Source organism: Knoellia terrae, assembly GCF_048606435.1.
Classification (GTDB): Bacteria; Actinomycetota; Actinomycetes; order Actinomycetales; family Dermatophilaceae; genus Knoellia; species Knoellia terrae.
The window spans coordinates 237,647-260,900 of record NZ_JBMBWH010000003.1 but is presented as its reverse complement, the minus strand read 5'-3'; the positions used below and the strand labels follow the sequence as shown (position 1 = coordinate 260,900).

Sequence of the window (23,254 nt, the reverse complement as noted above, 5' to 3'; positions counted from 1 at the left end):
GTTATCGGAGCGTCACCAAAGAGGTCGAGGCCAATGTGGTCAACCTCACACGCGTGGGTATAGAACGGAGGTGGGCCGACGTCCTCCCGGTCGGCTCCCAGTCTCTGCGCACCCCAGGCGCGGCCGAACAAGGAGTCATCCCCATGTCACCCTCCGCCTCGTCATCCGACCTCTCCCGTCGTCTCCTGCTCACCTCCATCGGAGCGCTCGGTGCCAGCGCCGCGCTCTCCGCCTGCTCCGGGGGAAGCAGCACCCCACCGGGGGCAGCGCCCTCGAGCGGCTCCTTCGGCGAGGGCGACAAGTACGAGGGACCCAAGGTCGCCCTGGCCTTCTGGAACGGCTTCACCGGCGGTGACGGCCCGTTCATGAAGAAGATGGTGGACGAGTTCAACACGGCGAACCCCAACGTCACCGTCTCGATGAACACCCTCCAGTGGGCCGACTTCTACGCGAAGGTCCCCACCGCGGTGGCCTCCGGCGCCGGCCCCGACGTCGCCTGCATGCACATCGACCAGCTCGCCACCAACGCCGCACGCCGGGTCATCGTCCCGCTCGACGAGATCGCGACGGGACTGAAGCTCGAGGAGGACGACTTCGCCCCCGTGGTCTGGAACGCGGGCGAGTACAAGGACCAGCGCTACGGCATCCCGCTCGACATCCACCCGCTGGGGTTCTACGTCAACAAGTCCCTGATGACCAAGGCAGGGATCACCGAGATCCCGACCGACCGGGCCGGCTTCGAGGCCGCCGTCACGGAGCTCAAGGGCAAGGCCGGCGTCGCCACCCCGTTCTGGGTCACCGCCACCTGGCCGGCGCACCTCATCTTCACCTCGCTCATCGCCCAGTTCGGCGGCAGCATCTTCGACGAGGACGGTGCCAAGGCGACGTTCAACTCGGACGCCGGTGTCGAGTCGCTCGAGTGGATGCGCACGTTCATCGAGAACGGCTCCAGCCCCAAGAACGTCTCCAACGACGCCCAGGCGGTCGCCTTCCGGCAGCAGCGCAATGCGCTCACCTTCGACGGCATCTGGATGATGAACGAGTGGGCCAAGGTCAAGGGACTCGAGTGGGAGGCCGCCAAGTTCCCGACCATCGGCGACAAGCCGGCGGTGTGGGCCAGCTCGCACAACTTCGTCGTCACCAGCCAGTCGGCCAAGGACCAGAACAAGCTGGCCGCCTCACGTGCCTTCATCTCCTACATCTCCGGGAAGTCCCTCGAGTGGGCCAAGTCGGGACAGATCCCGGCCCGCGCGAGCGTGCGCGACTCGGCCGAGTTCAAGGAGCTCAAGGTGCAGTCGACCCTCGCGGAGCAGCTGCCCGACGTGCAGTTCCCGCCGTCGGTGCCGGGCATCGGCGGTGTCGTCGCCCCGACCTACGAGGCAGCGGTCAACGAGGTCATCCTCGGGAAGAAGGAGCCCAAGGCCGCACTCGACGAGGCAGCCAAGAAGGCCGACTCGTTGCTTGAAGCCGACCGGTCCAAGTACCAGGGCTGAGCGTGAGCGCCCTCGCGCCCGTTGCCGCTCAGGCGCCACCACAGGAGAAGGCAGGCGGCAAGGGGAAGGCTCCCAACGCCGATCCGGCCGTCATGCGTGCGGGGCTCGGGACGGCCCTGCTGTTCCTCGGGCCCTACCTCGTCCTGTTCGCCACGTTCGTCCTCGGGCCGATCCTCTACGGCCTGTGGATCAGCCTGCACCAGTGGGACTTCCTCCTGCCCGGGAAGCCCTTCGTGGGGCTCAAGAACTACGCCGACCTCTTCACGGGAGGGTCGACGACGTCGGGACCGTTCTGGAACTCGATGCGCGCCACCGGGATCTTCACCCTGCTGAGCGTGCCCCTGCTCATGGTGCTGCCGCTGGCCCTGGCCGTCGCCCTCAACAAGAAGTTCTGGGGCCGCAACGCGGTGCGCGCGATCTTCTTCGCGCCCTACGTCCTGGGTGTGGCCGTCATCGGCCTGCTCTGGCGCTACCTGCTGGACCCGAACGTCGGGGTCATCAACTACTACCTCGACCAGCTCGGCATGGACCGGATCCCGTTCACCACCGCGACCCCGTGGGTGTGGCTGGCCCTGGTCGTGCCGACGATCTGGTGGACCGCCGGCTACAACATGGTGATCTTCCTCGCGGGCCTGCAGGAGATCTCTCCCGACCTCTACGAGGCTGCCGAGCTCGACGGTGCCAGCGCCTGGCAGCGGTTCAGGCACGTCACGCTTCCCGGGCTGCGTCCGGTGACGATCTTCGTGCTCACGATCACGATCCTCGCCTCGGCCAACGTCTTCGGGCAGTCCTACCTCATCACCCAGGGACAGCCTGGCGAGGAGACCCGCACGGTCATCATGCAGATCGGTGAGGAGGGTCTGCGCCAGTTCAACATGGGCGCCGCCTCGGCGATGAGCACGATCCTCACCCTCGCGCTTCTCCTCATCAGCGTGCTGAGCCTCTCGTTCATGCGTGAGCGCACACCGAAGGAGTCGAAGGCATGAGCACGCACATCGCCGACGCGGACGTGGACGCGACCGAGGAGCCGAACCCGGAGCGGCCGGACGAGGGCGAGGGCGAGGGTCGGTCGCGCTCACCATGGCGAGTCGTCTTCGTCGGCCTGCTCGCTCTGCTCTTCCTCGCACCGATGCTGTGGATGGCCACCACGTCGCTCAAGTCCACGGCCGAGGTGTCACGGGCCGAGCTGAACTTCATCCCGGGCGAGGTGAGCACCGAGGGCTACCAGAAGATCCTCGATGCACCCCAGACCCCGGTCGGCACATGGTTCCTCAACTCGATGCTCGCCGCGACGGGGCAGACCCTGCTCGTGCTCGTCGTGGCCACGATGGCGGCGTACGCGCTCGCCCGGCTGTCCTTTCCCGGAAAGAAGATCCTCACCGGGCTGGTGCTGGCGACCCTGTTCGTCCCGCCCATCTCGCTGCTCATCCCCAACTACGTCATCGTGTCCAAGCTGGGGTGGCTCGACAGCCTCTCGGCAGTGATCGTGCCGGGGGCGGCCGGGGCGTTCGGGGTGTTCTTCCTGAGGCAGTTCTTCATGGGCCTGCCGATCGAGCTCGAGGAGGCTGCGATGCTCGACGGCGCCAGTCGTTTCAAGACCTTCCTCACCATCATCGTCCCCCTGTCGCGCCCGGCGCTGGCGACCCTTGCCCTGCTGACGTTCCTCGCCAACTGGAACGACTTCCTGTGGCCGCTGTACGTCCTGTTCAGCCCGGAACGGCTCACCATCCAACCGGGCCTGTCGACGCTGCAGAGCGCCTACACGACGGACTACGCCACGATCCTCGCCGGCGGAGCGATCGCCAGCATCCCGGTGCTCCTCCTGTTCCTCATCAGCCAGCGGTTCGTCATCGAGGGCATCGCCCGCGGTGGCGTCAAGGGCTGAGGACCATTCCCGACGAGACCGCGACCTCGGCCGTGCCGTCCGCCTCGGACGGCACGGCCGAGGCGCCACGCCCACTGCCACCGCTGTGGGACGGCTACTGCGCCGACCCGTTCGTGCTCCGCGCCCAGGACGGGGGCTACGTCATGTACGGCACGACCCCGCTGTCCCTCCCCGGGGGTCGCGCGTTCCAGATGCTCGTCAGCGAGGATCTCGAGACGTGGGAGGACGCCGGCGGGGCCCTGGTCGTCGGCGAGGAGCGGATGCCCGGGACGGAGTACTGGGCACCGGAGGTGGCCTTCGCCGACGGCCGCTACTGGATGTACTACTCGAGCGGCATCGGCGACAAGGACCACCGGCTCCGGGTTGCGAGTGCGACAAGCGCCACCGGTCCCTTCGAGGACCTCGGGCTGGTCCTCACCCCGGACGTGCCGTTCGCGATCGACCCCTCACCCTTCCGCCACCGTGACGGGTCGTGGTGGCTGTTCTACGCGACCGACCTCGTCGAGGGGGACCGCCCCGGCACCGTCCTCGCGGTGCAACGACTGCTCGACATGACCCGCCTCGAGGGCGACCCCACCATCATCCTGCGGGCCAGCGCGGAGTGGCAGCGCTACGAGGCGGACCGCGAGATGTACGGCGGGATCCACGACTGGCACACCCTCGAGGGGCCCTCCGTGCTGGACGACGGCGCGGGTGGCTGCGCCCTGCTGTACTCCGGCGGCAACTGGCAGACGCCCGGCTACGGCGTCGCGGTGGCCACGGCCGACTCTCCTGGCGGCCCGTGGCACGAGGACCCCGAGCAGGGCCCTCTCGTCACGAGCGCGGGCACCGGCCTCATCGGGCCCGGCCACTGCAGCGTGCTGGTCGACGAGGACGGCTCGCGGCACCTGTTCCTGCACGCCTGGGACCCGACCCTCGAACGACGTCGCCCCCACCGGCTGACGCTCCGCATCGAGGACCAGCACATCTCGGTGTCAGCCGAGCCACCGACACGATCCCCCCGACACGACCAACGGTGAAGGACACGTCCATGAGAAGGAACGCACCAACGACCGGACAGATCACCCCATCAAGGCATGGTCGACGGAAGCCGTGGGCGCTGCTGGCGCCGACGCTCGCGGCCTTCAGCCTGCTGCTCGTCGGCCCGACAGCCACGTCGGCCGCGGGCGCCCCCAGCCTGGCTCCCACCAAGGCGAAGCCGGTCACAACCAGCTACGAGAACCCGCTGGCACCGCAGATCCCGGGTGACGGCACGGTCGACAGCTGCGCCGACCCGATGATCCTCCAGGGCCAGGACGGCGAGACGATCAACGGGGAGCAGGTCTGGTACATGTACTGCACGACCGACCCGCTCAACGACGAGGACGTCGACGCCGAGGGCGACCCGATCTTCCACCGGATCCCGATGAACGTGTCCACGGACCTGGTCAACTGGACCTACGTCGGTGACGCGTTCCCGCTCGAGAACTCCGACCTGCCGGACTGGATCGACCCGAGTGCCGCCTTCTGGGCGCCGGACGTCGTCTACTCCAGTGCGACCGACCAGTACTACCTCTTCACCACCGTCACCGAGACGACCGCCGCGGGCGGGGGCTCGGACACCTGCCGTGGTGACAGTGCCATCGGCGTGGCGGTCGCGGACAGCCCGACCGGTCCCTGGGTGTGGAGTGATGAGCCGGTCATCCAGCCGCGCAAGGACACCACCAGTGGTGACCCGTGTGCCTACTTCTGGACCTTCGACCCCGACGTGCTCGGTGACACCGTCACCGACGAGGGGATCCTCTACTACGGCTCCTACTACGGCGGGATCTTCGCCACCCAGGTCGACTTCACCGAGACCGGCGTGACGGCGGAGACCGAGACCACGGCGGACGACCCTCGCATCACCATCGGCAACCGGTATGAGGGCGCCAACGTCGTCTACAACGAGGAGGAGGGCTACTACTACCTCTTCGCCTCCGCGACGAACTGCTGCAACGGAGCCCTCACGGGCTACAGCGTCTTCGTCGGGCGCTCGGAGAGCCCCTTCGGGCCGTTCGTCGACAAGGAGGGCAACTCCTTCCTCGACGCCAACGTCGGCGGCACGCCGTTCCTCACGATGAACGGCAACCGGTGGATCGGGACCGGACACAACTCGGTCTTCGTCGACGAGGGTGGCCAGTGGTGGACCGTCTACCACGCGGTCGACCAGGAGGACCCGTTCTACGACTTCGCCCCCGGCTTCACCAAGCGGCCCGCACTCCTCGACCCGGTGGACTGGGTCAACGGATGGCCCGTCGTCAATGGCGGCTACATGGCGTCCGACACGAAGATGCCGGCACCGGCCGCCCAACCGGGGGAGCGCACGCGCTACCGGCCGACGCTCGTCAAGCCCGACACGGTCAACCAGCTTCTCGACCGCGACGAGTTCTCGGGCAGCACCCTCGACACGAGCTGGTCCTGGGCAGATCCCGCCGAGCAGGGCGACGTGAGCGTCGCGGGAGGGGTGCTGCGCTACGAGGTGGAGCACACGGACCTCTTCGTCGACAGCAACACGGCCTCGGTGCTCGTCCGGGATGCCCCCTCGGGCGACTACGTCGTCGAGACCAAGGTGCGCCTCGAGGGCCTGCCCGACGAGGGCTGCTGCTTCAACTACGCCCAGGCAGGGCTGGTCATCTACGAGGACGACGACGACTTCATCAAGCTGACGAGCGCCTCGATCTGGGAGACGCGGCAGACGGAGTTCGCCAAGGAGCTCTCCGAGGTGAGTCCGGGGCAGAACCGCTACGGCAACACCGTCGTCGGTCCGCCCGGTGACGACTGGACCTACCTGCGGATCGTGGTGGAGCGGCTCACCGGCGCCGAGCAGGCGGCCGCGGGCGGCGACACCGAGCGCTACACGGCATACACGAGCCAGGACGGTGTGACGTGGGTGCGTGGCGGCACGTGGACCCACAGCCTGGGCGAGGACGCCCTCATCGGGCTGGTGTCCATGGGAGCCACCAACCAGGTGACCACACCCATCACGGCCGAGTTCGACTACGTGCGGGTGTACTCGCTCAAGGGCACCGCGCGGCCGCAGCCCTGACCGCGAAATCCGGCGTCCGCCGTCTCCTCAGGAGAGGAAGCGGCGGACGTCGGTGTGCTCGGCGCCCTCGTGGACGTGCTCGACGATGCGCTCCCGCGTCGCGTCGTCGAGATCGAGGCCGACCTCGTCCAGTGCCTTGTCGAGCTCCTCCCGAACGGTGCCCTCGGGGGCGCTCTCCTGCCACGACAGCACGCGGTCGACCACGGCTTGCAGTGACTCGACGCGCGCCTCCTGGAGCTCGGCGGCCTGGTCGTCTCCGGTCCCTGGTGTCGTCATGACCCCAGCCTAGACATGGCCCGGTCAGGCGCCCTCGGCCAGCATCTGCGCGAGCTTGCGCTTGGGGACACCGCCGAACTTCTCACGCACCCGCAGGACGTGGTTGCGGGCCGTGCCGATCGAGATGTGCAGCTGGTCGGCGATCTCCTGCGCCGTGTAGCCCTGCGCGGCGAGCGTCGCGACCTCACGCTCCCGCGTCGTGAGTCCCGCCGTGGCCACGAGCCGCTGGCTCGCCGGGACGGCTGGGAGGTCCTGCCCGCGGTGCAGCCGCCGGTCGCGGAGCACCCCGGCCAACGACCTGTCCGCCGCGTGGGTCTGGAACAGCTCGATCGCCTGCCGCCTGAGGAGGTTGCCGGTGCTCGCGTCCGGGGCCACGCCCGCAGCGGCATGCAGGAGCCGGCCGGCGGTGAGGGGCTCCGGCAGCGCCCGGAAGCGCTCCGCCGCCTCCAGCAGCACGGCATGCCCGTCGACGCCTCGCACCAGCCCTTCGACGGCGAGCCTGACGGCGATGCCGCGGGGATTGACCGGCCACAACGACGCCATCGACTCCAGGACCTCACGGGCCTGCTCTGGGTCCTCGTGCGCCATGACGAGCACGAGGTCCTCCCACCCGAAACGGACCTCCATGCCTGCTGCCGTGCTCAGCGCCTGCGGGAGGTCGCGCAGGGGGAAGGGCTCCTGGCGCGCAACCCGGTGCGTGGCGCGGACGGCCAGGGCCAGCCAGAGCATCTGCTCGTCGAACTCGATGTGTCCGAGCGAGTCGTCGAGGATCTTCGGGTCCGGGCGGCCCTCGCGCTCGAGGGCGACCGCGCCCAGGACGATGCCCGCCATCCCCGTGGCCATCTGCGGACGTCCTGCCCGAGCTGCCCTCGCGGAGGCCGCGGCCGCGTCCAGGTCACCGGTGCGCCACTGCACGAGCGCCTCGACCGCAGCGAACTTGCGCGCCCACGTGCTGCCGTGGGCCAGCAGCTTGCCCTCGCGCGCCACCCGCCCTGCGAGCGCGTAGTTCCCGTGGCCGTATGCCGTGTGGGCCCAGTTGAACTGGTTGAGGCTGGCGATCTCGGCGGTCACCGCATCAGGACTCGAGGGGAGGACCTCGGCCGCATCCCGCCAGTGCTCGAGGGCCTCCGGTCGGTCGAGATAGGTCTCGCAGCCGGCCAGCCGCCCGGCGCAGAAGGCGATGGCCCAGGGGTCCTTGGTCCGGCGGGCGAGCGCGAGGCCCTCCCTCCCCACGGTGACGCGGTAGTCGCCGCTCAGCCCGTCCTCGCGGGGCCAGCACAGCTCACCCAGCGTGACGGCCTGTCCGCGGATGTCCCCTGCGAGGCGGAACTCGGACAGGGCTCGCTGCAGGATCTCGGGGGTCTCGGCGGCGGTGCCGGCACGGCCGCGGGTGAACAGCAGCGCCCCACGAGCACCCGGGGAGCTCACCTGGGTGGCCAGCGACTCCAGGAAGGGGTGCGCGTCGATGAGCTCGCTGCCCCAGGCGCTGACCACCACGGCGAGCTCGCCGATGGCGACCCGGTCGTCGTCCCGGGCTCCTGAGGGGAGCGCCGCCGCGGTCTCGATGAGCAGGTCGAGTGCGGGGCGGGTGTCGCCGCGCAGCCCCATGGCCTCCGCCTCGCGCAGCACCGGCCGCAGACGCGGTGAGACGGTGTGGGCGAACGACGCGAGCGCGGACCGGGACGAGACCCGACGTCGCGTCGCCGGTGGCGCCTGCCGGCGGGACGCGAGAGGGGTCTGAGCGGGCATGTGACGAGAATATAGGTAGTTTTGACAGGTCCGCGCAGGCATGGCGGAGGCGTTTGCTGGTTCCCTGGCGCGCACACCCCGGCGGGCCACGTCACTGAAGGATGCCCATGCGTTCCATGACCTCGAGGGCCGTGGCCCTCTCGACCGCCGCACTGGTGGTCGCCGCGTTGGCCGCGACCGGGTCGGCCTCGGCGTCGACACCGGGAAACACCACCCTCGAGCCGCCCACGAGTGGCGACACGAGCCGGGTCACCTGGACCGGTGGCCCCTACAGCGGTGCGGTGCTGGCTCCCGAGTCCTGCACGGCCACCACGTGCGACTCGCACACGGTGGACCTCCGCATCCCGGCCGACCACTGGGAGACGCACGAGGGGGGTGTCGAGGTCGCGATCAGCTGGGGCTCGACCTCCGACGATTTCGACCTCTACGTCGACGACGCCTCCGGGCGCCAGATCGGGTCGAGCGCCGCCGGGAGCACGACGAGCGAGTCGGTCGACCTGGGCGCCCTGGCTCCCGGGTCCTACACGGTCCGGGTCGTGCCCTACGCCACGGCAGGTTCCTCCTACACGGGCACGGCCACGCTCAGCGCGACCGCCCTGCCGACCGGCATGAAGTACCCCGAGACCCGCAAGGCCGTCGAGGACGAGCTGGTCGTCGACTACCCGCTCAACGTCGTCTTCGTCGGGCGGCGACCGACCGCGGCAGAGGCGGCCGAGCTGAAGCAGTGGACGCCGGCGAAGTACCGCCCGACGGTGTCCACCAAGACGTCCGCGTCGGGGGAGACGACCCAGGTCGCAGCCGGCCTGCTGAACTGGAACAAGGACCACTTCGAGGGCACCCCCTACTTCCAGGGCATCACCTACAACTACAAGATCAACGTCCTGGCGGCCTCGGACGAGTACGCCAAGGCCCTGTACCAGGTCGCCGAGAACGCGACCGCCCAGGCCCAGACCTACCACGCGGGTGCTGCCAGCACCCGGACCGCGAACCAGGTGAAGTACGACGCCGCGTTCGGCGCGCACCGGGTGACCGCGAAGGGCGGCGACCCGGCATACAAGGTCACCGACCCGGCCAAGACGGACCTGGTCGACGCCTACGCCGTCGAGGACTGGATCTTCCAGAGCCGGTACGACACCAAGTGGTCGTGCGCCTTCACCAACGTCGAGACGGGCGCCTGCGCCGACCCCTCGGTCGTGAACCCGGACAAGGGCGCGTACCACGACCCCTACTACGACAAGAACGGCCTGAACCTCGACCGGATGCCCCAGGGCCCCAACCAGGGCTCGTCGTTCTTCTTCCTCGACACGTTCACACCCGCCTATGCCAAGGACTACTTCCGCCCGAACGCGTACCACACCTACGGCACCGACAAGGTCGTCGACGGGGCGATCATCCCGAAGCGGGTCGAGGACGGTGGCTCGTGGCGGATCACCGACCCGGACACCGGTGACTGGGACGGCATCGACTACGCCCGGACCTGGGGCGGTCGCTACCGGTTCCACTTCGTCGACCTCGGCGCCGCTCCCAACGACTTCGAGGCGGCCACCTGGGCCGGTCGGGGGCTCGGCATGTCGAGCGACTACCCCCACGGTGACCCGCCGGTGTGGCAGTACGCTTCCGACCCGCTGTGGAAGCAGCAGGGCGACAGCTGCGCCACCGACGGGACGCCGGTGGCGGGCATGGACCTGCCCTACAACAACACCACCCCCTGCCGGATGATGCCGCGACTGGCCCGGGACGTGGCCTACGGGCTGTTCTTCCGGTCGACCCCCGGCTTCCTGTACCGGCCGATCCCTCGCGGTGACACCTACTGGCTCGCCGTGTCGAACTGGACCGACTTCTACTCGCGTCCGCAGTGGGTCAACGGCCAGCTCACCAACGCGCCGTACTACGGCACCTGGTGGACCGACATGGACAAGCTCTACAAGATCGGCGACGTCAGCGGCGGCACGCAGCAGGACGACACGCTGCGCTGGCTCTCGTCGGCGACGCCCTACGCCCGCTGGGTGGGTCGCAAGAACGAGACCATCCCTCTCTACGACCCGACGAACAACCAGCCGACCGGCGAGGTGCTCGACACCTCACCCAAGTACGCCGACCTCCCGGCGCCCTCGCACCACGTGCAGACCAAGGACGGCGCGACGAAGGTCCCCGAGCCGTTGCACGACGGCGAGCACAAGCACGCCCACTACGGCGAGAAGTCGGTCGACCTGACCGCGGTCCAGGAGGCGCTGGAGAAGGCGAAGGCGACCGGTTCCGGCCTCGGCCCGGGCTACGACGGCGCCGTCTCGCACGAGTCGTTCCGCGACTTCATCGACGCCAACCCCGACGGGATCGCCGACCAGGTCGAGGGCGTCAACACCATCCCTGCGATCAACGTCGTCTTCGAGAAGGCGTTCACCTGGGCCCTCCCGGCGATCGTCGGCGGCATCGCCGTCGGCACGGCGGACGGCGAGGCCTGGGGTGTCATGAACAACGTCAACGACCGCTTCAAGTCGAGCGCGTCGCACTACCCCGGAGTCCAGGCCGGTGACGCGCCCGGATCCAAGCGCTCGATGACCGACGCCTCGCTGCCGACCCAGGACAGCGGCGGCGGCTTCAGCTACACGATCGAGCACGAGGCGGCGCACAACCTCGGCCTGAGCCACCCGCACGACGGCTCCTACGGGGTCGACAGGTGTCCGAAGGGCCACCCGCAGGCCGGCCAGTGGGAGTGCTACTGGCAGGGGCTGGGCTGGATGTACGACGTCTCCGCGGCCCCGACGACCTACGCCATGTCCTACCGCCCCTACGAGGTCGAGGACCAGGACCAGCTCCAGCGCGGTCACACGGCCGAGTACCTCATCGGCGCCCAGGACGCCCTCCGCACGCGTCTCTCCGACGAGGCGGCAGCGGGCCGGACGACCCCCTCCGATGCGTGGAACGCCGACTTCGGGCGGATGAAGCAGTGGCGGGCCCAGGCCGGTGAGCTGTTCCGCAAGGGCGACTACCTGCACGCGGAGTATGCCGCTCGCAACGGTGCGCTGGCGGCCCGCGGCGTCCCCCAGACCGCCGCCAACACCTCGGCTCCCAAGCTCGTCGAGGCCGGACAGGTCTTCTACTTCACCGTGAACCCCCAGGGCGACGGTCGCCCGACGGCGGTGACCAACCTGAAGCCGACGACGGTCGAGGCGTCCCAGCCGGAGCGCAAGCAGACGACGCTGTCGGTGGCGGTGACCAACAGCGGCACCGCTGCGGCGTCCGGCGTCGTCGTCGAGCTGTTCGACGGCGCGACGTCGCTGGGCCGGACGGCCCCCGTCGAGCTCGCGGCCGGCGCCAGCACCAGGGTGAGCACGGTGTGGGACACCAGGGGCGTCTCCGGAGACCGCGTCGTGCGGGCGGTGGTCGACCCGGCCAACACGGTCAAGGAGTCGAGCGAGAGCGACAACTCCCTGACCCGGACGGTGACCATCAAGGGCAATCGCGTGACCAACGGGTCGTACGAGGTGTCGGCCACGGGCACGGCGCCGGACGGGTGGTCCTCCACCGGCTCGACGACGTACGACCGGTCGGGGGAGCACGCCACCGACGGCCAGTCGGCGGTGGGCCTCACCGGCGGCCTGACCGGGGCCGGGTGGACGAGCGCACCGGTGGACGTGGCGGCGGGGTCGACGTACTCCCTGGCCATGTCGGCGACGGGTGGTTCACCGGCGGTGTCGGCGACGTTCCTCGACGCCACCGGGAAGGTCGTCAGCAAGATCAGCTCGGTCGACGTGGTGGTGAGCAAGATCGACGAGTCGGTGAGCAAGATCGACGGCGCCGTGAGCAAGATCGACGAGACGGTGAGCAAGATCGACGGCGCCGTGAGCAAGATCAGCGGCACCCTCACCGTCCCGGCGGGGGCATCTCGCCTCGTCCTCAGCACCAAGGCACCGGCCACCCTGCCGGCCGGTTCCACGGTGTGGCTCGACGACGTGTGGGTCTGGTGACCGGCACGCGTCCCTGAGGAAGGTGGAGGGGGCAGCCCACGGGTCCCGGCGGTTCCGCCGACCCGTGGGCTGCCGCCGGTCCGGGGGACGTAGTGTCGACGCGTGACCGCGTCCCCCACCATCGGTGTCCTCGCCGTCCAGGGCGACGTGCGTGAGCACGTGCGGGCCCTGGAGTCGGCCGGTGCCACGGCCGTCCCCGTCCGCCGCCCCCGTGAGGTCGAGACCATCGACGGTCTCGTCATCCCCGGCGGCGAGTCGACCACGATGGACAAGCTCGTCCGCATCTTCGAGCTGCGCGACCCGCTGGTCGCCCGCCTGCGCGAGGGACTTCCGGCGTACGGGTCCTGCGCGGGCATGATCATGCTCGCCGACCGGATCCTCGACGGGCACCACGACCAGCAGACCCTCGGCGGCCTCGACATCACGGTGCGCCGCAACGCCTTCGGCCGTCAGGTGGACTCCTTCGAGGAGGACCTGCGCATCCGCGAGATCGGGCCCGAGCCGGTGCGCGCCGTGTTCATCCGCGCCCCGTGGGTCGAGGACGTCGGCCCCGACGTGCAGGTGCTCGCGTCGGTCCACGTCGCCGGCGGAGACCACCCGGTCGCGGTCCGCGAGGGCAACGTGCTCGCCACGAGCTTCCACCCCGAGGTGACGGGTGACCACCGTTTCCACCAGCTCTTCGTGGACCTCGTCCGCACGTCCTGACACCACTGGGCGGGTGACGCCGTCGCGGGGTGACGCACGCGGCAGCGTCCGGCCTACCGCTTAGGATCATCGGCGAACGCCGCACGAACCCCAGCACGAGGAGATCTCTTGTCCGGCCACAGCAAATGGGCGACCACGAAGCACAAGAAGGCCGCCATCGACGCCAAGCGCGGCAAGCTCTTCGCCAAGCTCATCAAGAACATCGAGGTCGCGGCCCGCACCGGCGGCGGCGACATCAGCGGCAACCCGACGCTCTACGACGCGGTCCAGAAGGCCAAGAAGAGCTCGGTGCCCAACAACAACATCGACAACGCCGTCAAGCGCGGATCCGGAGCCACGGCCGGCGGCGCCGACTGGGAGACCATCACCTACGAGGGCTACGCGCCCGGCGGGGTCGCGATCCTCATCGAGTGCCTCACCGACAACCGCAACCGCGCCGCGGCCGAGGTCCGCACGGCACTGACCCGCAACGGCGGCCAGCTCGGCGACCCCGGTTCGGTGTCCTACGTCTTCGACCGCAAGGGCGTGGTCGTCGTCCCCAAGGACCAGGGCGGGACCGAGCTGAGCGAGGACAGCATCCTCGAGGTCGTCCTCGAAGCCGGTGCCGACGAGGTCAACGACCTGGGGGAGGCGTTCGAGGTCATCTCCGCGGCGACCGACTTCGTCTCCGTGCGCAAGGCCGTCCAGGACGCCGGCATCGACTACGACTCGGCCGAGGCCTCGTGGGTCCCCAACCTCCAGGTTCCGCTCGACCTCGACGGCGCCAAGAAGATGATCCGTGTCATCGAGGCGCTGGAGGACTCCGACGACGTCCAGGACGTCTTCGCCAACGGTGACATCCCCGACGACGTGCTCGCCGAGCTCAACGCCGAGGACTGACCTGCGTGTTGCTGCGCGTCGCCTCCGACCACGCTGTGTAGCGTGGCACCGAACACCTGTTCGGTTCTCACGGAAGGCGGCGCGCGTGCGCGTTCTCGGCATCGATCCCGGGCTCACCCGGTGCGGCCTCGGTGTCGTCGACGGTCGCGCCGGTCGCGCCGCGATGGTCGCCGTGGGTGTCGTGCGCACGCCCTCGGACGCGGAGCCGTCGCAGCGCCTGATCTTCCTCGAGCGCGAGCTCGACGGCTGGCTCGACCGGTTCGAGCCCGACGTCGTCGCGGTCGAGCGGGTCTTCGCGGACACCAATGTCACCCAGGTCATGAACACCGCGCACGCCACGGCGGTGGCGCTGCTCACCGCCGGCAAGCGGGGCATCCCCGTCGTCTTCCACACCCCGACCGAGGTCAAGGCCTCGGTCACGGGCTCCGGCCGGGCCGACAAGGCCCAGGTCACGGTGATGGTGACCCGTATCCTCAAGCTCGAGACGCCGCCCCGACCCGCCGACGCCGCGGACGCGCTGGCGCTGGCGATCTGCCACCTCTGGCGTGGCGCAGCGACGGCTCGCCTCGACGCCCTCGCCGTCGCCGCGAAGGCGAGCGTCCGATGATCGCCTCACTGTCGGGCCGCGTCGGCCACGTCGGTCTCGACCGCCTCGTCGTCGAGGTCGGGGGAGTCGGGATGCTCGTCCACACCACGCCCCGCACCGTCGCCGACGTCCGCAGCGGCCAGGACGTCACGGTGTCGACGACGCTCGTCGTGCGCGAGGACTCCCTGACGCTCTTCGGCTTCGGCTCGGCGAGTGAACGTGACATGTTCGAGACGGTGCAGACCGTCTCCGGCGTCGGGCCGCGACTCGCGCTGGCGATGCTGTCGGTGCTCACCCCCGACGAGGTGAGCACCGCGTTGCGCTCCGGCGACCTCGTTACGCTGACCAAGATCCCGGGCGTCGGCAAGAAGAGCGCCGAACGTCTCGTGCTCGAGCTCAAGGACAAGGTCGGTATGCCGTCCGCCTCCGCCGGTGGCGACGTCACCACCCCGGCGGCGCCCCTCGGGGACGCGCGTCGCGACCAGGTGGCAGAGGCGCTCGTCGGGCTCGGCTGGTCGGCCAAGCAGGCGGCCGACGCGGTCTCGACCGTCTCCGGCTCCGCCGACCCCGATGCCTCCGTCGCGGCCCTGCTGCGGATGGCCCTGCGCGAGCTCGGCCGATGACGGAGGCGTCGATGAGACCCACGGCGACGAGCGAGGACGACATGGGCGGGACGGTGAGGGGATTCCGGTCCGACATCGTGGAGGCCGACGAGCGCCACGAGGACGGCTCGCTCGACGCCACGGCGCGCATCGTCGACGCGGGCGCCGAGGACGACGAGCGGGTCGTCGAGGCCGCCCTGCGGCCGAAGCGCCTCTCGGAGTTCCCGGGGCAGACCCGGGTGCGCGACCAGCTCGGCCTCGTCCTCGAGGCCGCCCGGCGGCGGGGGAGCGTCCCCGACCACGTCCTGCTCTCGGGCCCACCGGGGCTCGGCAAGACCACGCTCGCCCTCATCATCGCGGCCGAGCTGGAGCGACCGATCCGGATCACCTCCGGCCCCGCCATCCAGCACGCCGGTGACCTCGCGGCGGTGCTGTCCTCGCTCGACGAGGGAGAGGTGCTCTTCCTCGACGAGATCCACCGCATGTCGCGGGCCGCCGAGGAGATGCTCTACCTCGCGATGGAGGACTTCCGCGTCGACGTCATCGTCGGCAAGGGGCCGGGGGCGACCGCGATCCCGCTCGAGCTGCCGCCGTTCACCGTCGTCGGGGCGACGACCCGCTCCGGCCTGCTCCCGGCGCCGCTGCGTGACCGGTTCGGCTTCACCGGCCACCTCGACTACTACGACGCCTCCGACCTCACGACGATCCTGCGCCGCTCGGCCGGCCTGCTCGGGGTCGAGGCCGACGAGCCGGGCATCGTCGAGATCGCCGGGCGCTCCCGTGGCACGCCCCGCATCGCCAACCGGCTGCTGCGCCGGGTGCGCGACTGGGCGCAGGTGCACGGCTCCGGCGTGGTCGACGAGGCGGCCGCCCACGCGGCGCTGCGGCTCTTCGACGTCGACGACGCCGGGCTCGACCGGCTCGACCGGGCCGTCCTCGACGCCCTCTGCCGCCGCTTCGGCGGGGGACCGGTGGGCCTGTCCACGCTCGCGATCGCCGTGGGCGAGGAGTCCGACACCGTCGAGACCGTCGCCGAGCCCTACCTCGTGCGCGAGGGCTTCATGGTGCGCACCCCGCGCGGCCGTGCCGCCTCGGGCAAGGCCTGGCGCCACCTCGGCCTCACCCCGCCGCGCGACGTCGCGGCCCAGGACGTCCTCCCGCTCGACGAGGGTCCCGGCCGACTCGGCGGCTGAGCGAGCCCAGGTTCGGAGGCCGGTCCTCACCTCGGACCCTCGACCGGACCCCTGCACCCCGACGTGCACGTGCCCCACCTCACGACGCAATGACACCCCCATGCGCTCCCCACGGCGACGCAACGGGCCGCTGCATCACGATCGAGCAGCAAAGGGGGTGTCTTTGCGTCAGGGTGCGGCGCACAGGCACGTCCCTGCAGGGGTGGATGTGCGGGGCGGGAGTCGTGGGCGGGCACTGAGAGCGGGTGTGGCGCGTTGGTCGAGGATGAACACGTCACCTATGCTGACCCGACGGCCCGGCGTCGCCCGGGCCGCTGACGCGCCCGGCCCCACGCGGTCGAGCTGAACCAGACTCGAAGGACTTCCCATGAATTCCGGTGCCGGCTTCGGCAACCTGCTCGTGCTCGCCCTGCCCCTGCTGCTGCTGGCGTTCCTCATGCTCACGCAGCGCAAGCGCGGACGCGAGGTGCAGGCGTTCCAGTCGGCCCTCAACGTCGGCGACGCGGTCGTCATGACCTCGGGGCTCTACGGCACGATCCGGACCCTCGACGACACGACGGCGCTCCTCGAGATCGCCCCCGGCGTGCAGGTGCGCGTCGACCGTCGTGCCATCGGCATGGCCCAGCCCGGTGTCATGGACACGCCCCTCGCACCCGAGGCGGACTGACATGGCGCAGATGAGCCACACCACTTTCGCCCGCCGCGCGCTGGCCGGCATGGCCGTCCTCGCGCTGGCGCTCATGGGTCTGCTCGTCGGCTCGAACCAGTTCGGCGACGGCAGCTACGCCCCCAAGCTCGGCCTCGACCTCGAGGGTGGCACCCAGATCATCCTCGAGCCTCGCGTCACCGGGAACCGCGAGGTCTCGCCGGAGCAGATCGCGCAGGCTCGCGACATCATCGTCCAGCGCGTCGACGCCGGTGGCGTCGCCGGCGCCGAGGTCACCACGCAGGGTGGCCGCAACATCGTCGTCAGCATGCCGGGCACCCCGAGCAAGAGCACCGAGGACGCGATCCGTCGCTCCTCGCAGCTCCAGTTCCGGCCGGTGCTCGCCATCGCGGCCGGCTCCCCCCAGCCCGCTCCGACCGGGTCGGCCAGCCCGTCCCCGAGCGCGCCGGCCAGCCCCGGAGCCAGCGGCACCGCGACGCCGAGTGCGTCGCCGTCCGCCAGCGTGCCGTCGGCGAACCCGGCCAGCCCGTCGGCGACCAACAACTCCGCCATCCCCGGTGCCCTGACAACCGGCACCACGAGCCCCTCGCCGTCGGCGACGCCGTCGGCCAGCCCCTCAGCCGCGCCCAGCCCCAGCCCCAGCCCGAGCCCGAGCGGCTCCGCCTCGACTCCGGCCGCCGGTGACCCGCTCAGCCTCGAGCAGATCACCCCGGAGCTGACCGCCCAGTTCACCGCGCTCAACTGTGCCGAGGACGGTGCGCTCGACGACCTCGTCGACGACGACTCCAAGCCCATGGTCACGTGCGACGCGGACGGCGCCGCCAAGTACATCCTCGGTCCGGTCGTCGTCTCCGGCGACAAGATCAGCGACGCCACCGCCGGCTACCAGGTCGGCCCCAACGGCCAGCAGACCAGCCGCGTCGAGATCCAGCTCAACCTCAACGACGAGGGCGCCGAGCAGTACGCCGACGTCTCCAAGAAGATGGTCGTCCTGCAGCAGCCGCAGAACCAGCTGGCCGCCACCCTCGACTCCCGCGTCATCGTCGCGCCGAGCTTCAACGAGGCGATCCTCGACGGCAACGCGAGCATCACCGGTGGCTTCACCATCGACGAGGCCCGCGACCTGGCCCAGCAGCTGAAGTTCGGTGCCCTGCCGATCTCCTTCGACCTGCAGACCCGCGAGCAGATCAGCCCGACCCTGGGCAGCGAGCAGCTCCGCTACGGCCTCTACGCCGGGCTCGTCGGCCTGCTCCTCGTCGTCCTGTACTCGCTCGCCCAGTACCGGATGCTCGGCCTCGTCACCGTCGCCTCCATCGTCGCCGCCGGACTGCTCACCTACCTCGCCATCACCATCCTCGGCTGGTCGCACAACTACCGCCTCGACATGGCCGGCGTCACCGGCCTCATCGTCGCCATCGGCTTCACCGCGGACTCGTTCATCGTCTACTTCGAACGCATCCGGGACGAGCTGCGTGAGGGCCGCTCCCTCGAGAGCGCCGTCGCCACCGGGTGGAACCGCGCCAAGCGCACGATCCTCATCGCCGACGGCGTCAACTTCCTCGCGGCGATCGTCCTCTACGTCCTCGCGAGCTCGAGCGTGCGCGGCTTCGCGTTCACCCTCGGCCTCACGACCCTGCTCGACATCCTCATCGTCTTCCTGTTCACCCACCCCCTCGTCACGCTGCTCGCGCGACTGCCGTTCTTCCGTGACGGTCACCGGTGGTCGGGTCTGGACCCGCAGAAGCTCGGTGCCGTCAAGAAGACCTCGTATGCCGGCCGCGGCCGGGTCACGACGAGACCGCCCCGTGTCGCGGGCGGCGAAGGGAGCCCGTCGTGAAGTTCTCCGACCTCGGGAACGACCTCTACACCGGCAAGCAATCGATCCCGGTCGTCCGCAGGCGCGCGAGGTTCTACCTCGTCTCGCTGATCCTCATGGCCATCGCCGTGTCCGGCCTGGCCATCAACAAGCTCAACCTCGGCCTCGAGTTCTCCGGTGGCTCCGAGTTCCGGGTGACGAGCACGTCGGTGCCGAGCGACTACGAGGCCACGGCCCGCGAGGCCCTCGGTGCCGCGGACGACTCCCAGGGCGTGCGCGTCTCCAAGCTCGGCGCCGGCACGGTCCGCGTGCAGACCGAGCGACTCGACGACGCCGAGAGCGCCCGGGTCCGCACGGAGCTCGCCGAGAGCTTCTCGGTGCCCGAGGAGAACGTCAGCGCGACCTTCATCGGCCCGTCGTGGGGTGACTCGGTCACCAAGCAGGCGTTGCGCGCCCTCGTCATCTTCATCGTGCTCGTGGCCGCCGTCCTGGCGATCTACTTCCGCAACTGGAAGATGGCCCTGGCCGCGCTGATCGCGCTGGTGCACGACCTCGTCATCACCGTCGGCATCTACTCGTTCAGCAAGTTCGAGGTCTCCCCGGCGACGATGATCGGCTTCCTCACCGTCCTCGGGTACTCGATCTACGACACGGTCGTCGTCTTCGACAAGGTGCGCGAGAACACCAACGAGGCGTTCGCCAACGGGCGGATGAGCTTCGCGAAGGCGGCCAACCTCGCCGTCAACCAGACCCTCGTCCGGTCGATCAACACCACGGTCATCGGCATCCTGCCGATCCTCGCCGTGCTCGTCGTCGGCGCGATCTTCCTCGGTCCCGGCACGCTGCTCGACCTCGCCCTCGTCCTCTTCATCGGCATCCTCGTCGGCGCCTACTCCTCGATCTTCCTCGCCACGCCGCTCCTCGTGAGCCTGCGCGCCAAGGACGCCGCGGTCGTCGAGCTGGACAAGCGGTCGGCCCGGTCGCAGGTCAAGCGTGACAAGGAGAGCCGAGCCACCGCTGGCGCGGGCACAGGCACCGGTGCGACGGCCGTCGACCCCGACGGGCTCGTCGAGGACCCCGAGCGCGACGGCGTCCTCGCCGCGTCCGGCCCGATGGCGCGGTCGGAGGACTCCGCGACGATCACCGGCCGGCAGGTGCACAAGTACGCGCAGGCCGGTCCTCGGAACCAGCCCAAGCGCCCCCCGAAGTCACGACGCAAGTAGCCGTGAGCGACCTCGACGCGATCTCCGGGCTCGTCGCCGGCCGCCTTCGCGACGTCCCCGACTTTCCGAGGGCCGGCGTGGTGTTCAAGGACATCACGCCGCTCCTCGGTGACGGGAACGCGTTCGGTGAGGTGGTCCGCGCGCTGGCGGCACGGCATACGCACACTCCTGGTCGGGTGGACGCCGTCGCCGGCGTGGAGGCGCGAGGCTTCATCATCGGTGCCGCCCTGGCGCACGAGCTGGGCGTGGGCTTCGTCCCGGTCCGCAAGGTCGGCAAGCTGCCCGGCGAGACGGTGCAGCGGAGCTACGACCTCGAGTACGGCACCGCGACGATCGAGATCCACTCCGACGCCGTGACACCGGGGCAGCGCGTGCTGCTCGTCGACGACGTCCTCGCGACGGGGGGCACCGCGATCGCCGCCTGGGACCTGCTCACCGAATGCGGGGCCGAGGTCCTCGAGCTCGCCACCATCGTCGAGCTGGCCTTCCTCGGTGGACGGGCGGCCATGGGGGAGCGCGCGGTCCACGCCCTGCACGTCGTCGGCGGCGAGACGGACGCCTAGACTCGCTCCATGGCAGAGGAGACCACGCCGATCCCGGTGCGCAGTGGGGCGTCAGGCTCCAACCGCGCCCGGGCGCGTGCCCGCCTCGCCCGCTTCGGTGGCGCGCGGCCCTCGGCCCACCCCGTGCTCGAGCCGCTGCTGACCTCCGTCCGGCTGACCCACCCGAAGTCCGACGTCTCCGTCATCGAGCGGGCCTACGAGGTCGCCGAGCGCGCCCACGAGGGCCAGATGCGCAAGAGCGGCGACGCCTACATCACCCACCCGCTCGCCGTGACGACCATCCTGGCCGAGCTGGGCATGACCCCGCCGACGCTCGCGGCGGCGCTGCTGCACGACACGGTCGAGGACACCGACTACAACCTCACCCAGCTCGAGAAGGACTTCGGCGCCGAGATCGCCATGCTCGTCGACGGCGTCACCAAGCTCGACAAGGTCACCTACGGCCAGGCGGCGCAGGCCGAGACCGTCCGCAAGATGGTCGTGGCGATGGCCCGCGACATCCGCGTCCTCGTCATCAAGCTCGCCGACCGGCTCCACAATGCGCGCACCTGGCGCTACGTCTCGCGCGAGTCGGCCCAGCGCAAGGCCCGCGAGACGCTCGAGATCTACGCCCCGCTGGCCCACCGGCTAGGCATGAACACGATCAAGTGGGAGCTCGAGGACCTCTCGTTCCAGACGCTCTACCCCAAGGTCTACGACGAGATCGTGCGTCTCGTGGCCGAGCGTGCCCCGGCCCGTGAGGAGTACCTCGCGACCGTGCGCGAGAGCGTCGAGGGAGACCTGCGCGCCGCCAAGCTCAAGGCGACCGTCACCGGGCGCCCGAAGCACTACTACTCCGTCTACCAGAAGATGATCGTCGGCGGCCGGGACTTCGAGCAGATCTACGACCTCGTCGCGGTGCGCGTCCTCGTCGACACCGTGCGCGACTGCTACGCCGCCCTCGGCGCGATGCACGCCCGCTGGACGCCCGTGCCGGGTCGCTTCAAGGACTACATCGCGACGCCGAAGTTCAACATGTACCAGTCGCTGCACACGACGGTCATCGGCCCGGAGGGCAAGCCGGTCGAGATCCAGATCCGCACGCACACGATGCACCGCCGCGCCGAGTACGGCGTCGCCGCGCACTGGAAGTACAAGGAGAAGGACGGCGCTGCGGCCCCCGAGGCGCCGTCGACGAGCCACACCGGCGCCAACGACATGGCGTGGCTGCGCCAGCTGCTCGACTGGCAGAACGAGACCGCCGACCCCGGCGAGTTCCTCGAGTCGCTCCGCTTCGAGATCAACGCGAGCGAGGTCTACGTCTTCACCCCCAAGGGCCAGCTCGTCGGCCTGCCCGCGGGCTCCACCCCCGTCGACTTCGCGTATGCCGTGCACACCGAGGTCGGTCACCGCACCATCGGTGCCCGGGTGAACGGCCGCCTCGTGCCGCTGGAGTCGCGTCTCGACAACGGCGACACCGTCGAGGTACTCACCTCCAAGGCGGACGGCGCCGGACCGTCACGCGACTGGCTCGGCTTCGTGAAGTCCGCGCGTGCGCGCAACAAGATCCGTCACTGGTTCACCCGCGAGCGCCGCGAGGAGATGATCGACAACGGCAAGGAGTCGCTCGTCAAGGCGATGCGCAAGCGGACCCTGCCGGTCGCCCGCCTGTCCTCGGTCGAGTCCCTGACCGGTGTCGCCGAGGAGCTCCGTCTCGGGGGGATCGACGCGCTGTACGCCGCGATCGGCGAGGGCCACGTCAGCGCCCAGCACGTCGTGGCGCGCCTGCTCGCCGCCCAGGGCGGCGAGGAGTCGAGCGAGGACCTCGCCGAGACGACGATGCCGCGCCCGGTGTCGAACCGTCGCCGCCGCGCCGGCGACCCGGGCGTGGTCGTCACGGACATGTCGGACGTCTGGGTCAAGCTCGCGCGCTGCTGCACCCCGGTGCCGGGCGACGACATCATCGGGTTCGTCACGCGCGGGGCGGGCGTCTCGGTCCACCGGCGCGACTGCACCAACGCCGAGTCGCTGCTGCGCCAGGACGACAAGATCATCGCGGTCGAGTGGGCGCCGACGGCCAACAGCATCTTCCTCGTGCAGCTCCAGGTCGAGGCGCTCGACCGGTCGGCGCTGCTGTCGGACGTCACCCGGGTCCTCTCCGAGAGCGGCGTCAACATCCTCAGCGCGACGGTGCACACCTCACGCGACCGCGTGGCCGGCCTGAAGTTCACCTTCGAGATGGGTGACCCGAGCCACCTCGACCACGTCATCCGCAGCGTGCGAGGGGTCGGAGGCGTCTTCGACGCCTACCGCGTCACCCAGACCTGACCCACGGTCCGACTTATTGCCCATTCCGGTCACCTGCCCGGGTCGTGGAGACTGCGGAGTGACCGGAATGGGCAATACGTCGGGGGATGGCCGGCGCCGGGCGCCGGGCGCGTCAGTCGATGATCCGAGGCCGTCGGACATGCACTGAGCTGCAGGGGCGGCACCGGTGCGCACGCCGGGATGCGTGCACGGGCGCTGTGCATGTCCGCGGGGCCCGCACCGGTTGGACCGGCGGTGGGTGTCGGGGATCCGGTGCCACTGGCCCCACCCAGGAC

18 protein-coding genes are annotated in these 23,254 nt (G+C 70.2%); 16 read left to right on the top strand and 2 right to left on the bottom strand.

Going from position 1 to position 23,254, the window contains the following annotated elements; translation table 11 throughout:
- The first annotated feature begins 143 nt into the window (after nucleotides 1–143).
- Genes ACOJV9_RS06430 through ACOJV9_RS06410 form a run of 5 tightly spaced genes read left to right on the top strand, consistent with a single transcriptional unit; the run spans nucleotide 144 to nucleotide 6,445 of the window.
- Nucleotides 144–1,493 carry an ABC transporter substrate-binding protein gene (locus ACOJV9_RS06430; RefSeq protein ID WP_420184363.1) on the top strand — a complete coding sequence of 450 codons (1,350 nt, stop codon included), beginning with the start codon at nucleotides 144–146 and terminating at the stop codon, nucleotides 1,491–1,493.
- A 2-nt stretch (nucleotides 1,494–1,495) separates the two neighbouring features.
- Complete coding sequence (locus ACOJV9_RS06425; RefSeq protein ID WP_420184362.1) at nucleotides 1,496–2,479, top strand: carbohydrate ABC transporter permease; 984 nt, start codon at nucleotides 1,496–1,498, stop codon at nucleotides 2,477–2,479.
- Nucleotides 2,476–3,378: a carbohydrate ABC transporter permease gene (locus ACOJV9_RS06420; RefSeq protein WP_420184361.1), complete on the top strand. Its 903-nt coding sequence runs from the start codon at nucleotides 2,476–2,478 to the stop codon at nucleotides 3,376–3,378. The genes ACOJV9_RS06425 and ACOJV9_RS06420 overlap by 4 nt, the downstream gene beginning before the upstream one ends.
- 32 nt (nucleotides 3,379–3,410) lie before the next feature.
- Entirely contained in the window at nucleotides 3,411–4,397 is a 987-nt protein-coding gene (locus tag ACOJV9_RS06415; RefSeq protein WP_420184360.1) for a glycoside hydrolase family 43 protein, read from the top strand.
- A gap of 11 nt (nucleotides 4,398–4,408) precedes the next feature.
- Nucleotides 4,409–6,445 carry a family 43 glycosylhydrolase gene (locus ACOJV9_RS06410; RefSeq protein WP_420184359.1) on the top strand — a complete coding sequence of 679 codons (2,037 nt, stop codon included), beginning with the start codon at nucleotides 4,409–4,411 and terminating at the stop codon, nucleotides 6,443–6,445.
- 27 nt (nucleotides 6,446–6,472) lie between these two features.
- On the opposite strand, the gene ACOJV9_RS06405 is transcribed toward ACOJV9_RS06410, so the two are convergent.
- Nucleotides 6,473–6,721 (bottom strand): hypothetical protein, encoded by a 249-nt coding sequence (locus tag ACOJV9_RS06405; RefSeq protein ID WP_420184358.1) that lies wholly within the window; start codon nucleotides 6,719–6,721, stop codon nucleotides 6,473–6,475.
- Nucleotides 6,722–6,745: 24 nt separating this feature from the next.
- Nucleotides 6,746–8,470, bottom strand: a complete 1,725-nt coding sequence (locus tag ACOJV9_RS06400) for a helix-turn-helix transcriptional regulator (protein ID WP_420184357.1) — start codon at nucleotides 8,468–8,470, stop codon at nucleotides 6,746–6,748.
- A gap of 107 nt (nucleotides 8,471–8,577) precedes the next feature.
- On the opposite strand from ACOJV9_RS06400, the gene ACOJV9_RS06395 reads away from it, so the two are divergent.
- From ACOJV9_RS06395 to ACOJV9_RS06345, 11 genes are all read left to right on the top strand, one after another.
- Entirely contained in the window at nucleotides 8,578–12,438 is a 3,861-nt protein-coding gene (locus ACOJV9_RS06395; RefSeq protein WP_420184356.1) for a CARDB domain-containing protein, read from the top strand.
- Nucleotides 12,439–12,540: 102 nt separating this feature from the next.
- Nucleotides 12,541–13,143 carry a pyridoxal 5'-phosphate synthase glutaminase subunit PdxT gene (pdxT, locus tag ACOJV9_RS06390; protein WP_420184355.1) on the top strand — a complete coding sequence of 201 codons (603 nt, stop codon included), beginning with the start codon at nucleotides 12,541–12,543 and terminating at the stop codon, nucleotides 13,141–13,143.
- A 108-nt stretch (nucleotides 13,144–13,251) separates the two neighbouring features.
- A complete protein-coding gene (locus ACOJV9_RS06385; protein WP_420184354.1) occupies nucleotides 13,252–14,022 on the top strand; it encodes a YebC/PmpR family DNA-binding transcriptional regulator in 771 nt (256 codons plus the stop codon).
- An 85-nt stretch (nucleotides 14,023–14,107) separates the two neighbouring features.
- On the top strand, nucleotides 14,108–14,629 hold the full coding sequence (gene ruvC, locus ACOJV9_RS06380) for a crossover junction endodeoxyribonuclease RuvC (protein ID WP_420184353.1): 522 nt from the start codon (nucleotides 14,108–14,110) through the stop codon (nucleotides 14,627–14,629).
- Nucleotides 14,626–15,231 (top strand): Holliday junction branch migration protein RuvA, encoded by a 606-nt coding sequence (ruvA, locus tag ACOJV9_RS06375; RefSeq protein WP_420184352.1) that lies wholly within the window; start codon nucleotides 14,626–14,628, stop codon nucleotides 15,229–15,231. The genes ruvC and ruvA overlap by 4 nt, the downstream gene beginning before the upstream one ends.
- Nucleotides 15,232–15,272: 41 nt before the next feature.
- Nucleotides 15,273–16,403: a Holliday junction branch migration DNA helicase RuvB gene (ruvB, locus tag ACOJV9_RS06370; protein ID WP_420184471.1), complete on the top strand. Its 1,131-nt coding sequence runs from the start codon at nucleotides 15,273–15,275 to the stop codon at nucleotides 16,401–16,403.
- Nucleotides 16,404–16,770: 367 nt separating this feature from the next.
- Complete coding sequence (gene yajC / locus ACOJV9_RS06365) at nucleotides 16,771–17,070, top strand: preprotein translocase subunit YajC (RefSeq protein ID WP_420184351.1); 300 nt, start codon at nucleotides 16,771–16,773, stop codon at nucleotides 17,068–17,070.
- Nucleotides 17,071–17,080: 10 nt separating this feature from the next.
- A complete protein-coding gene (secD, locus tag ACOJV9_RS06360) occupies nucleotides 17,081–18,907 on the top strand; it encodes a protein translocase subunit SecD (RefSeq protein WP_420184350.1) in 1,827 nt (608 codons plus the stop codon).
- A complete protein-coding gene (gene secF, locus ACOJV9_RS06355) occupies nucleotides 18,904–20,109 on the top strand; it encodes a protein translocase subunit SecF (protein WP_420184349.1) in 1,206 nt (401 codons plus the stop codon). Before secD ends, secF begins: the two co-directional genes overlap by 4 nt.
- 2 nt (nucleotides 20,110–20,111) lie before the next feature.
- Complete coding sequence (locus tag ACOJV9_RS06350) at nucleotides 20,112–20,672, top strand: adenine phosphoribosyltransferase (RefSeq protein ID WP_420184348.1); 561 nt, start codon at nucleotides 20,112–20,114, stop codon at nucleotides 20,670–20,672.
- 9 nt (nucleotides 20,673–20,681) lie between these two features.
- On the top strand, nucleotides 20,682–22,979 hold the full coding sequence (locus ACOJV9_RS06345; protein ID WP_420184347.1) for a RelA/SpoT family protein: 2,298 nt from the start codon (nucleotides 20,682–20,684) through the stop codon (nucleotides 22,977–22,979).
- The last annotated feature ends 275 nt before the right edge of the window (nucleotides 22,980–23,254 follow it).